Below are 11,961 nucleotides of genomic sequence, written 5' to 3' on the forward strand. Positions count from 1 at the left end.
AGAACTATTTCAATTATTTGTTGCCGGTGGCGTTCTTCAGCGTCATACGGGCAGTGATGCGCAGGCGCAGCAAGCGCCATAAAATCCAGACCAGCGTGGCGGCAGCGATACTCGCCGTCAGAAGATAAGTATCGTTATAAGCCAGAATATTCGCCTCCAGCGCGGTGACCGTTTGCAGCTGCGTTATCGCCTGGGTGCCCAGCAGCGCGCTGTCACCAATCAGGCTTTTGTACATCTGGGTATAAAGCTGAATCCGCTCGTTGACCAGCGGATTCAGCGTGGTGAGCTGGTCCGCCAGCAGGCTGGAGTGGTACTTCTCGCGCCAGGTCTGGAAGGTGCCGAGGATAGCGGAGCCCAGCAGGCCGCCGAGGTTCTGGCTCATGCCAAACATCACCGAGAAGCTGACCAGGTTGCGCGGGTCGGCGATCACCCCGCCAATGGCGGCCAGCATGGCGGGCGCCAGGAAGAAGGCGCTGCCGAAGCCCAGCAGGAACTGGCTTAGCATCAGCTGATCCGGCCGGGTCAGGTTATTGGACTGACTGTCGAGCAGCGAGGCAACAATCATCAGCGCCAGCGAGGTGATTATCGGCCACGCCAGCTTCGTCGGCTTGATGGTCAGACAGCTGGTGACGATCCCGCAGACGATACCGGCGAAAATGGACCACGCCAGATGCGTCATCTGTTCGTTCTGTAACCCGACGTACTGCAGCCAGCCGATGACGCCGGTGTTTTGCTCCGCCAGCACGATACGGATCAGCAGCATGATCAGCCCCAGACGAACGATGCTGCCGCTCGACAGCCAGCGGGTGTTCAGCAGCGGGTTGGTGCGGTTATGCTCAAAGACGATGGCAGCCACAATTAGCACCAGCGATAGCGCCAGCGACCAGCCGATCCACGGGGCCTCGAACCACCAGTCAAGACGGCCTAAAGAGAGCACGGCGCAGAGCAGGGCCATCCCGGGGGCCATTAAAAAGAAGGTGATAAAGTCTTTTTTCTCAAAGACCTTGCGCCGGTCGCCCGGCGGCAGCTTTAAGGCTATCACGCAGGCCAGGGAGATCAGCGCCAGCCCCAGTTCGAAGAAATAGAGCCCGCGCCACTCGTCCAGCTGCAGCAGTTCGGTTGAAAAAAGGCGGGCCAGAGGAATGGCGAGCGACGACCCGGTGATACCAATGGTCAGCGCCTTCAGGCGATGCTTCGCAGGCCAGGCCTGGATCTGATAGTAAATCCCCAGCGAGCTGAGCGCGGCGGCCACCATTCCGTGCGCGGCGCGTACCATCAGCGCCGAGCTCAGGTCGTTAACGAACAGGTGGAAAAAGGTGACCAGCACGTACAGCACCAGAAAACCTTCCGTAAAGGCGCGCAGACCATACTGCTGGCGGAACTTAACCAGCAGCAGGTTAATGGAGATGTTGGTCATAACATAGACCGCGGGCAGCCAGGCAATCTCCGTAGACCAGGCGCCGAAGGTGCCCTGAAGGTTTTGTAGATTGGCGGTGACGACCGCGTTGCCCAGCGCGCCCGTCAGGCAGACCAGCAGGCCTACGATGCCGTAGGCAATCCGTTTGGGCGTGCTGTGCTCCGGCGTGGAAGGCGAGCCCAGCAGGGCGGGTTTCTCGTGTGGCTGCCACTCGCGAGGAGCATAAGGATCGCGTTCGGGCAGGCGCATAACGTTGTTTACCTTTGAAAAAATTGAAGAATTAACGGGCACGCGATTCTACGTCTGCCGCAAAACATAATTCAAGTGAATATGATTATCGCATGTTAATCAAATGTTGAGAGGACGCTTGAACAAAAAGAGCGGCCCGGGGAGGGCCGCTGAAAGGTCAGATGTGGTCAGGTTGTGCCTGGACGGCTGGTGTTGGTTTGACCCGGCTGGCGCAGAAAATGGCGATGAGCGAGATTACGACTGTCACCGCCAGATACCAGGCTACCGGCACCCAGTCGCCGTCGTATTTCGCCAGCAGACCGGTGGCGATCAGCGGGGCGGTTCCGCCTGCCAGCGCGGCCCCCAGCTGATACCCGAGGGTGATGCCGGTGTAGCGCACGTTGGCACTGAAAATTTCAGAACAGAGGGTGCCCAGTACCGCCGTTACCGGCGCCCAGAGCACGCCAAACGCGATGACGGTGGCGAGGACAATGCCCCAGGTCGTGCCGGTGTTGAGCAGCATGAACCACGGTACGATAAACAAGCCGAGCACGGCGACGCTGACTGCATACATGCGCTGGCGTCCCACCTTATCGGAGAGCAAACCCATCAGCGGGATCATGATGGTCGCGACCAGCGCACCCAGGGTCACGGCTTCCAGCGCCTGCGATTTCTGGTACGTCAACGTCGTCGTGGCATAGCTCACCACGAAGGTAGAGAAGATATAGAACGGGGCGGTTTCGACGACCTTCAGACCGGCGGCAATCAGCACTTCGCGCCAGTGGTGTTTCAGGGTATCGCGCAGGGGCGCTTTCGCCACCTGGCCTGATTTTTTCACTTTCTGGAAATCCGGCGTTTCGTCGATGTCCTTGCGGATCCACAGCCCGATCAAGACCAGAATTGAGCTGAGCAGGAACGGGATGCGCCACCCCCAGGAGAGAAAATCTTCCTCGCTGAACAGCGTCATCAGCGAGACGATGAAGGTCGCCATCAGCATACCGATGGTCACGCCCGCCTGCGGAATGCTGCCGAAAAAGCCTTTACGTTTTTCGGGCGCGTATTCATACGCCAGCAGCAGTGCGCCACCCCATTCTCCGCCAATGCCCATACCCTGAATGATGCGCATCAGGATCAGCAGGGCGGGTGCCCACATGCCGATCATCTCATAGGTGGGGAGCAGTCCAATCATGACGGTTGCACCGCCCATTAACGACAGCGTCAGCACCAGCGTTTTTTTGCGCCCGATACGGTCCCCGATGTGGGCGAAGAGGACACCGCCAATAGGGCGGATAAAAAAGGTGAGCGAGAACGAAAGATAAGAGAGGATCAGCCCGATAACCGGGTCGACCATCGGGAAAAAAATCTTGTTAAACACCAGCGCGGCGGCGGTGCCATAGAGAAAATAGTCAAACCATTCAATGGAACTGCCGGTAAGGCTGGCAATTAATACCTTTTTGTTTTTGCGTAAAACCGTCGTTGTACTTTCATGTTGTGTCATGACCTGAAGCTCCGCCGCAGAGAGGATGAACGCGGTGTCACCTGGCGCGCTTCAGGTGCAACCCGCAGTAATAAAAAGGTTGTGAAATTGTTAAGCAACTTAGGGTTGGATGGGGCATTTGGCAAGCAAGGAGGGGCCTGAACTGGTCAGATCACGGCGAAATTAGCAGCGGCTGGTGCTTTGGCACGCGGTTTGACTGGCATGATGTTTTGAATGTCGGATAATCAAAAGCATAACATGCAGGTGCAACCCAATTGTTTTTGGATGTTTCTGGTTATTTCAATAAAATGCCAGGAAATGCAGAGTGACAGGCGTTTTGGCTTCAGGAGCGATCCCCTGTTCAGCCGTGACGCGTGCAGTACTCTGAACGTAAATGATGTAAGGAGATAACGATGACGCTGGCACTTTTTCCTTCTCTGCCCGAGTCGACGCTGAATGCCGTCAACACCGTAGGCACGTGGCTTGCGCAGGACGATCGTCATCATCAGACTGTTGATGCCGTGATCCTTGCAGGGAATGCGGTCATCCCTGCAATTGAGGCCGCCTGTCAGATAGCGGCCGAACAGGCCGTCCCGCTGCTGATAAGCGGAGGAATTGGGCACTCCACCCCCTTCCTGTATGCCGCCGTCGCGCAACACCCGCGCTATAACGCGCTGCCTACTACAGGACGGGCCGAGGCGGCGATCCTTGCGGACATCGCGCGGCAGTTCTGGGCGATCCCGGCAGACAAAATATGGATAGAAGATCGGTCAACCAACTGTGGTGAAAATGCGCGTTTCAGTTGGGCGATGCTGAGGCATCACGGGCTGAACGCCGGGCGCGTGCTGGTGGTGCAGGACCCGACCATGCAGCGCCGCACGATGGCAACGTTTGCCCGCGAGTGCCGGGATGAAGCCGTTTCGCCGGAATGGATTAGTCATCCCGGCGTGACGCCTGTGCTGCAAAACAGTGAAGACGGGCTGGCGTTTACCGGCGATAACGAAGGGCTCTGGACGGTAGAACGCTATTTAACGCTGGTGCTGGGGGAGCTGCCGCGGCTGCGTGACGACGCTAACGGTTACGGTCCGGCGGGGCGTGATTTTATTGCGCACGTGACGTTTCCTGAGGAGGTTGACGCGGCATGGCATATCTTACGTCACGACGCCACGTTGACTGATGCCCTCGCGAGCCGCTCATTGCTGTGAGTTCGGGCACAAAAAAATACCGGGCCAGCGTTAGCCGCTGACCCGGTATGAATAAAGCGTGAACGATTACAGATAAACCAGCGTCATGGTGTTCTGACCATCCAGCGCGGTATCGTCGGTAATGGCCAGGGTGGAAGTATCCCAAATCACCAGGTTAGTCACGAAGTTAAAGCTAGCCGTCGTGATGGCCATTGGGGTGGTGGTGCCGGTTTCAGCAAAGGCGACGGTCTGGAATCCATCGCTGCGTGGGATGCCGGTTTTTTTCCATGAGGTCGCGGACCAGTCGTGGTTCTGCGCAATACTGTCAACCGACTTGCCGTCAGCGGTGGTACCCGTCATCCACATGCCGTAGTTACCAATTTTTTTCCCTTCATTCGTCAGGCCAACACCATAAGTGTAATATTTAGCCGTCTGATTCAGGTTGCCGCCAATATCCACTGGCAGCTGTGCATTGCTGTCACCACGGTTATCGGTGACGGTGAAACCGACCTTGGTTGGCATGGTGCAGTTAATGGTCACCGGGATCTGTTTTTGACCAAGTTTATTATTTGAAGTATCAGATAACTCACCGAGGCGAATATAACCGTAATCCACAACGCCACCGTTACCCAGTTCAGCCGTACAGGCCGCGTTGGTTAATGTTCCTTTAACTTGCATTACGGCCGTTTGGACTGCGAAAGCTGATGTGGTGCTAAGTGCGATAGCCGTAGCCAGAATGACTTTTTTCATCCTTGATTTCCTTTGTGTGAATGTGATTTATGTGGGGCGGGTAAATGAACGCCGCGAAAGCATCCATACCCAGCTGGCGCAAATAATATTTATTATTGTGTTTTTCGTATATTTATTAAAATTGAATGTGCTTTGTAGAAAAAATAAAGACGTGATCAAGCGACAAATAAAAGAAGCATCTTTTATTTGTTATGTGAATCTAACTTAGATAAAAGTACCGGTTCAGACGATAGCTGAACCGGTATAAGCAAAGGACGTTATTAGAGATATACCAGCGTCATGGTGGCCTGACCATCGAGAGCGGTATCGTCGGTAACAGCCAGCGTAGACGTATCGCGAATCGTCAGGTTGGTGACAAAGTTAAAGTTAGCCGTCGTGATAGCCATCGGTGTGGTTGTCCCCGTTGCAGCAAAGGCAACGGTCTGAAACGCATCGCTGCGTGGAATACCGGTTTTTTTCCAGATCTCTGAGCTCCAGTCGTGGTTGTTGGCAACAGAATCTACCGCATTGCCATCCGCCATAATGTCTGTCATCCACATGCCGTAGTTACCAATTTTCACGCCTTCGGTCGTGGTGCCCACGCCGTAGGTATAATACTTCGCCGACTGGTTTAAGTTACCACCAATATCCACAGGCAGCTGCGCATTGCTGTCGCCGCGGTTATCAAGAACGGTAAAGCCCACTTTGGTTGGCGCCGTACAGGTAATGGTCACCGGAACCTGTTTCTGACCCAGTTTGTTATTCGAGGTGGCGGATAATTCGCCAAGACGTATATAACCGTAATCGACAACGCCCCCATTACCAATAGAAGGTGAGCAGGCAGAGTTAGTTAACGTTCCGTGTACTTTTAATACAGCGGTAGGCTCTGCGAAAGCTGAAGCGCTGGCCAGTGCAATTAAAGAAGCCAAAATTACTTTTTTCATTGTTGTTCCTTAACAATATAAAGAGGGGTTTTTATCGTGACGGGCGTGATTGCCTGTCTTGTGATTATATTATTGGGATGGCTTATAAAGTTAAAGCAACTATATTTAAAAGTTGATTTTAGAAGTTCTAATGATGATTGGTGGTGAATTCAAAGATTTTGTGAATAATATTATCCGAAAAACAGCGTGAAAAATAAAAAGTCATTTCTGCGTAGTATGTTATGACGGATGGCATCACCATCCGTCATGGCGATTATAGTTTTGCGAATTTATCGAGGGTACGCACCAGCTGCGTCACGAAGCCATACTCGTTGTCGTACCAGGCCACGGCCTTCACCAGCTGCAGCTCGCCAGCTTCGCTGACCTCCGTCTGCGTGGCGTCAAACACCGAACCATAGTGCGAGCCGATGACGTCCGACGACACAATCTCTTCATCGGTATAGCCGAAGGATTTATTGCCCTGGGTCGCTTTTTTCAACGCGGCATTGATCTCCTCAACGGTCACTTTCTTGCCCAGAATTGCCACCAGCTCGGTCACCGAACCCGTTTTCACCGGCACGCGCTGGGCGTGGCCTTTCAGTTTGCCGCTGAGTGCCGGGATCACCAGGCCAATGGCTTTTGCGGCGCCCGTGGTGTGGGGAATGATGTTCTCTGCCGCCGCGCGCGAGGCACGAAGATCTTTCCCGCGAGGGCCATCCACCAGCGCCTGCGTACCGGTATAGGCGTGAATAGTGGTCATGGTCCCGACTTTTATTTCAAAGGCGTCGTGCAGGGCTTTTGCCAGCGGGGCGAGGCAGTTAGTGGTGCAGGAGGCGACGGAGATGATGGTGTCACTGGCGTCAATGGTGTCGTCGTTCACGTTAAACACAATGGTTTTCATCTCACCCGCAGGCGCGGAGATCAGCACTTTTTTGGCACCCGCGTCCAGATGCGCTCTGGATTTCTCTTCAGAGGTATAAAAACCGGTGCATTCAACGACGATATCCACGCCTGCGGTTTTCCACGGAATATGTTTGGCCTCTTTTTCGGCGTATACCGCGATCGTTTTGCCATCCACAATCAGCGCGTCTTCGGTGAAATCCACGCTCCACGGGAAGCCACCGTAGTTTGAGTCATGCCTGAGCAGATAGGCCAGCACTTTGGGCGAGGTGAGGTCGTTGATGGCGACGACGGTGTTGCTGTCCTGGGTTTCAAGAAGGCGACGAAGCACAAGGCGTCCGATGCGTCCAAATCCGTTAATGCCAATTTTACTCATGGTGTTCTCCTGTAAACGTGTCGATGCGACAGTTTGAACTCATCCAGGCTTAGACCATGACGGGCAGGGCGGCAATTGAAGATGCTTCATGCGGGGGGAAGTATTTGAAAAACCATACAGAAAAGTTAATGAATTTTTAAGGAAAGGGGATTATGTTGGCGCGATAACTGTTTTTAATCGGGAATTCTCATGCGCACTAAATATACAAGCCTGCAAATCGGCATCCACTGGCTGGTGTTTCTGTTAATCATCGTCGCCTACTGCGCCATGGAGTTCAGAGGTTTCTTCCCGCGCACCGCCCGTCCGGCAATCAATATGATCCACGTCTCCTGCGGTATCAGTATTCTGGTACTGATGGTAACGCGTCTGCTGGTGCGCCTGAAATTCCGCGCGCCGCCGATTCAACCGAAGCCTAAAGCCATGGTAACGGGCATGTCGCATCTGGGGCATCTGGTGGTGTATCTGCTGTTTATTGCGCTGCCGCTGATTGGCATTGTGATGATGTACAACCGTGGCAGCGACTGGTTTGCTTTTGGCCTGGTGATGCCGCATGCGGCGGAATCCAATTTTGACCTGGTGGATACGCTAAAAGAGTGGCACGAAACGCTGGCGAACCTGGGTTATTTTGTGATTGGCCTGCACGCGGCGGCGGCGCTGATGCATCACTACTTCTGGAAAGATAATACCCTCCTGCGCATGATGCCGAAAAAGCGTCAGTAGTCCTCTTGCCCGGCGGCGCTTCGCTTGCACGGGCCTACAAACGGCTCTGAATGGTAGGCCGGGTAAGCGCAGCGCCACCCGGCGTGTTTTTTAACGCAGCAGAGCACGCTCTTCAGCCGTTAACGCCAGCGGCTGCGTTGTCCCGGTCTCCGACGATTTCACCGCCGCTTCCAGCACGGCCATCACCGCTAATGCCTCAACAGGGTGGACAGGATTGGTGATTTCCCCACGTAACGCATCACGCACGTTGATGTAATACTGGCGCTGATCCCCTTTCGGTGTGGCAATCGTCTGCGGCGCGCCGTCAGCCCCATAGAACACCATGCTGTCGCTGTCTTCGCCCCAGGCTTCACTGCCGGGAATAACCCCTGAGAGCAGCTGCGCTTCCTGCTGGTCGATTCTGGCCTTCACCACGCTGCCCTTGTCCCCGTGAACGGTAAAGCGTGCCGTACCGCCAGCCACCAGCATGCTCGCGTGAAGAATAACCTTGTGCTCCGGGTAGTTTAAAACCACGTGCGCCCAGTCGTTAATTTCCGCGCCGTCGCGCAGCGTCGCGATATTCCCCTGCACCGACTGCGGCAGGCCAAAGAGCTGCAGCGTCTGGTCGATCAGGTGAGGGCCGAGGTCAAACCACAGGCCGCTCCCGGGAACGTTCTGCTCGCGCCAGCGCACGCGCACTTCCGGGCGGAAGCGGTCAATATGCGACTCCAGGTGTTTAATCTTGCCGATCGTGCCTTGCTCGATTATCTGCTTAATGCCGAGGAAATCGCTGTCCCAGCGGCGGTTGTGGAAGACGGAAAGCAGAAGCTGCTTTTCATCCGCCAGCGCGATCAGGTCGCGGGCTTCCTGCATGTCGAGGGTAAAAGGCTTATCCACGACCACGTGTTTACCTGCGTTGAGGGCAAGCGTCGCCAGCGGGGCGTGCGTGGCGTTGGGGGAGGCGATCACCACCAAATCGATATCAGGGTGCTGAATGGCCTCTTCCGGGGTCGCCACTACCTGTACGTCCGGCAGGTCGCGTTTAACCTTCTCTTCATCCCGGGAAGAGACGACGGCCAGCTTAAGCCCGTCCACGGACTGGAGCAGCGGAGCATGGAAGGTTTTACCCACAAATCCGTACCCGATCAGCGCAACGTTGATTGTTTGAACTTTACTCATGACCTTCTCCACGTTATTGCGCGCACACCGTGACCTGCAGTGCGCTATGGTCCCCAAGCTCGGGCCAGGGACGATCTAAAAAGAGTTGTTGAAGGGTGGATAGCCCGGAAACCAGATACGGTTCGCAGCGGTTGACCTTCAGATGGTCGGCGACAATCCAGCGCTCACGGCTGGCGGCGAGCATCGCCCGTTTAACCTCGGCATCGGCTTCTTTACCGGCACTCAGGCCGAGTTCGGCATGAATAGCGCACGCCCCGAGAATGGCGATATCTGCCCGATACCGGGACAGCAGCGACAAGGTGGCGCTTCCGGCAAACAGGCGCTGCTTTTGGTCCCACTTCCCGCCGAGCAGGATGAGCTCAATATCTTCCCGGTCGCTAAAATGCTGGGCGATATCCAGGGAAGGGGTAATGACGGTAAGCGGCCCCTTAAGAAAGGTGGCGACCGCCATCACCGTGCTTCCGGCATCCAGAAACAGGGTAGAGCCCGGTGGAACCTGCTGCGCGACCTGTTTTCCTAAACGCTGTTTGGCATCCGCCAGCAGCGTATTGCGGCCCTGACGATTCATGGCGGAGAGGTTGAGTGCAATGGCGCCGCCGTGGTTCTTCTGCGCCAGGCCCTGGTTTTCAAGGTCGGTCAGATCCCGACGGATGGTATCCGCTGAAACCTGTAGCTTTTCTGCCAGTTCGGTGATGCTGGCCTGACCTTGCTCACTGAGGATGTCAAGGACGTAGCGTTGACGTGCGGTTTTGTGCATGGGGCAGTAATCCTGCAAAATGTCGCAATAGTTTGCATAATACAGCATTTTGTCGCAGAAGGAAGCACAACGCGTCGTTAGAACAGGGCGTACAGGGGAAATGTCCACTGAGTGATTATTAAAATTATATTGATCAAATATAATTAACGCGTTCTGGAATGTTAACCACGATGTTAATGTTATGTTTTTCTAAACTATTTGGGCTATATAACCATCAAATTGCCTTATTTTAGAGTAAATTGTCGTTTTTATTGAATCTAATGGTTGTTTATCTTTTCATTCTATTTTTTTATGGGATTTAATATCACAAAAGTGACGCTAGTTACGTAAGTTGACAGTTCTTTGAAAATCTTTGTGTCTGACCCGCATTGAAATTAACGCAAATATGTCCACCTGTCGGTTTTTAAATTTGATTTAAATAACAATGACTTTATTTATTTTATTTGAAATGCATCTTAAGTGGATTTGTTCAGAAACCGCAGGATTTTTCTTATTTGTAACACCACATTAACATTGTGGGTGTAGTTGCCTATACCACATTTTGTTATGCTGCAAACCAGTTTAAAAAGTAAGTAAATTCCTAAATTCATATAGGGCTTTGGCTGATTCTCATTTCCTGTGGAAATGGGCAGGGGAGCTTATATCTGAAATTCGACGCGGGAGATAAAAAAGATATTTGTCTGATTATCTATACCTCTTTTGGGTTACGTGTTTGAGCATCACGCAGAGTAAAGAGATAAAATGACTATATTGCGAAATTATATGTTGATCAGATTTCCGACTGCGCTGGCGTTAATTTCTCTGGCCATGAATATGGCTACCGCCAATATCGAACAGTCTGGCTTTGCTCCGGTTTCCTCGATTACGTTAAAGGAGAGTATTCTTTTCGCTATCGATCGCGACCCGTCTGTGAGTCAACAGGCTGCCCGGCTGGGAATAGGTCAGGCACAAATAGATGAAGCGCGCAGTGGCTGGATGCCGCAAATATCCTTAAACGGCAGTACGGGCCACAGTCAGACGACAGATTCCAGCGGATCGCTGCGAAATTCAGCGGCCTGGGGGTTGAGCCTGACCCAGCTGGTCTACGATTTTGGCAAGACCAACAACAGCATTAGCCAGTCTACGGCTCAGCGTGATAGCTACCGTTTCCAGCTAATGAGCACGCTCTCTGATGTGGCGGAGAAAACGGCCCTCAGCTACGTGGAAGTGAAACGCTATAGCGATCTGCTACAGGCGGCGAAAGAGAACGTTCAGGCGCTGAAAAACGTTGAGCAGCTGGCCACGCTCCGCGCGGATGCAGGCGTGAGCTCCACCTCTGATGAACTCCAGACCCGCACGCGTATCGCCGGAATGCAGGCAACGGTCGCGCAATATAACGCCGCGCTCAGCAGCGCCCGCGCCAGGCTTGCGGTGTTGACCGGTATGCAGGCTGACAGGTACGCCCCGGTGCCGGAGACGCTTGCCGTCGAACAAGATTCGCTCAATCGCATCGATTATGCCGCGATTCCGGCGGTGATGGCGGCGCAGAATATGGAACGTTCGGCGCAATATGGTGTGGAAACGGCCAAATCTCAGCACTGGCCAACGCTAAGCCTCAAAGGCGGACGTACCCGCTATGAGTCGGACAACCGCTCATACTGGGACGACCAGATACAGCTCAATATTGATGCGCCGCTGTATCAGGGAGGCGCGGTATCCGCACGCGTGCGGCAGGCCGAAGGGGCGAGGGCCATGGCATCGTCTCAGGTCGACCAGGCGCGATTTGATGTTTTGCAAAAAGCCTCCGTAGCACAGGCCGACTGGGTGGGCGCGCGCGGGAGAATGGAAGCCGGCACGTTACAGCTTGAAAATGCGTTACGCGCCCGCGCTGTCTATAAAAATGAATATACCCTGAGCAAGCGGAGCATTAACGATCTGCTCAGCGTTGAGCAGGATGTATGGCAAGCCACCTCGGCGAAAATAATGGCTGAATATGATGGCTGGAGCTCGGCGATTAATTACGCATCTGCGATAGATAATCTTATGCCGCTTATTGGAATTGAAAAAAGCACCGCCGAAAAATTGCCTGATTTGAGTTAAAAAAGACGCGCCA

10 protein-coding genes are annotated in these 11,961 nt (G+C 54.0%); 3 read left to right on the plus strand and 7 right to left on the minus strand.

From position 1 onward, the window contains the following. Positions 1-13 precede the first annotated feature (13 nt). Positions 14-1,666, minus strand: a complete 1,653-nt coding sequence (locus AC3WOK_RS04585; protein WP_492354030.1) for an MFS transporter — start codon at positions 1,664-1,666, stop codon at positions 14-16. 157 nt (positions 1,667-1,823) lie between these two features. After that, a complete protein-coding gene (locus AC3WOK_RS04590; RefSeq protein ID WP_059310174.1) occupies positions 1,824-3,143 on the minus strand; it encodes an MFS transporter in 1,320 nt (439 codons plus the stop codon). A gap of 392 nt (positions 3,144-3,535) precedes the next feature. Here AC3WOK_RS04590 and AC3WOK_RS04595 point away from each other — a divergent pair, with 392 nt between their 5' ends. Then, positions 3,536-4,327 carry a YdcF family protein gene (locus AC3WOK_RS04595; RefSeq protein ID WP_447855595.1) on the plus strand — a complete coding sequence of 264 codons (792 nt, stop codon included), beginning with the start codon at positions 3,536-3,538 and terminating at the stop codon, positions 4,325-4,327. Positions 4,328-4,393: 66 nt separating this feature from the next. On the opposite strand, the gene AC3WOK_RS04600 is transcribed toward AC3WOK_RS04595, so the two are convergent. The 3 genes from AC3WOK_RS04600 to gap form a co-directional block, all read right to left on the minus strand. Further along, positions 4,394-5,056, minus strand: a complete 663-nt coding sequence (locus AC3WOK_RS04600) for a DUF1120 domain-containing protein (RefSeq protein WP_063956262.1) — start codon at positions 5,054-5,056, stop codon at positions 4,394-4,396. 260 nt (positions 5,057-5,316) lie between these two features. After that, on the minus strand, positions 5,317-5,979 hold the full coding sequence (locus AC3WOK_RS04605) for a DUF1120 domain-containing protein (protein WP_447855596.1): 663 nt from the start codon (positions 5,977-5,979) through the stop codon (positions 5,317-5,319). A 253-nt stretch (positions 5,980-6,232) separates the two neighbouring features. Further along, the gene (gene gap / locus AC3WOK_RS04610; protein WP_059310170.1) at positions 6,233-7,234 is read right to left on the minus strand and encodes a type I glyceraldehyde-3-phosphate dehydrogenase; all 1,002 of its coding nucleotides are present in this window, start codon (positions 7,232-7,234) and stop codon (positions 6,233-6,235) included. A gap of 189 nt (positions 7,235-7,423) precedes the next feature. On the opposite strand from gap, the gene cybB reads away from it, so the two are divergent. Beyond that, positions 7,424-7,954 carry a cytochrome b561 gene (gene cybB, locus AC3WOK_RS04615; RefSeq protein WP_429052784.1) on the plus strand — a complete coding sequence of 177 codons (531 nt, stop codon included), beginning with the start codon at positions 7,424-7,426 and terminating at the stop codon, positions 7,952-7,954. A gap of 90 nt (positions 7,955-8,044) precedes the next feature. On the opposite strand, the gene AC3WOK_RS04620 is transcribed toward cybB, so the two are convergent. After that, entirely contained in the window at positions 8,045-9,112 is a 1,068-nt protein-coding gene (locus AC3WOK_RS04620; protein WP_447855598.1) for an oxidoreductase, read from the minus strand. A 13-nt stretch (positions 9,113-9,125) separates the two neighbouring features. Then, positions 9,126-9,869, minus strand: a complete 744-nt coding sequence (locus AC3WOK_RS04625; RefSeq protein WP_063429758.1) for a DeoR/GlpR family DNA-binding transcription regulator — start codon at positions 9,867-9,869, stop codon at positions 9,126-9,128. Positions 9,870-10,610: 741 nt separating this feature from the next. Between AC3WOK_RS04625 and AC3WOK_RS04630 the strand changes: the two genes are divergently transcribed. Then, positions 10,611-11,948 (plus strand): TolC family outer membrane protein, encoded by a 1,338-nt coding sequence (locus AC3WOK_RS04630; RefSeq protein ID WP_492354031.1) that lies wholly within the window; start codon positions 10,611-10,613, stop codon positions 11,946-11,948. Positions 11,949-11,961 lie beyond the last annotated feature (13 nt).

The sequence above is a fragment of the Enterobacter sp. FW301-JW81 genome (assembly GCF_058788735.1).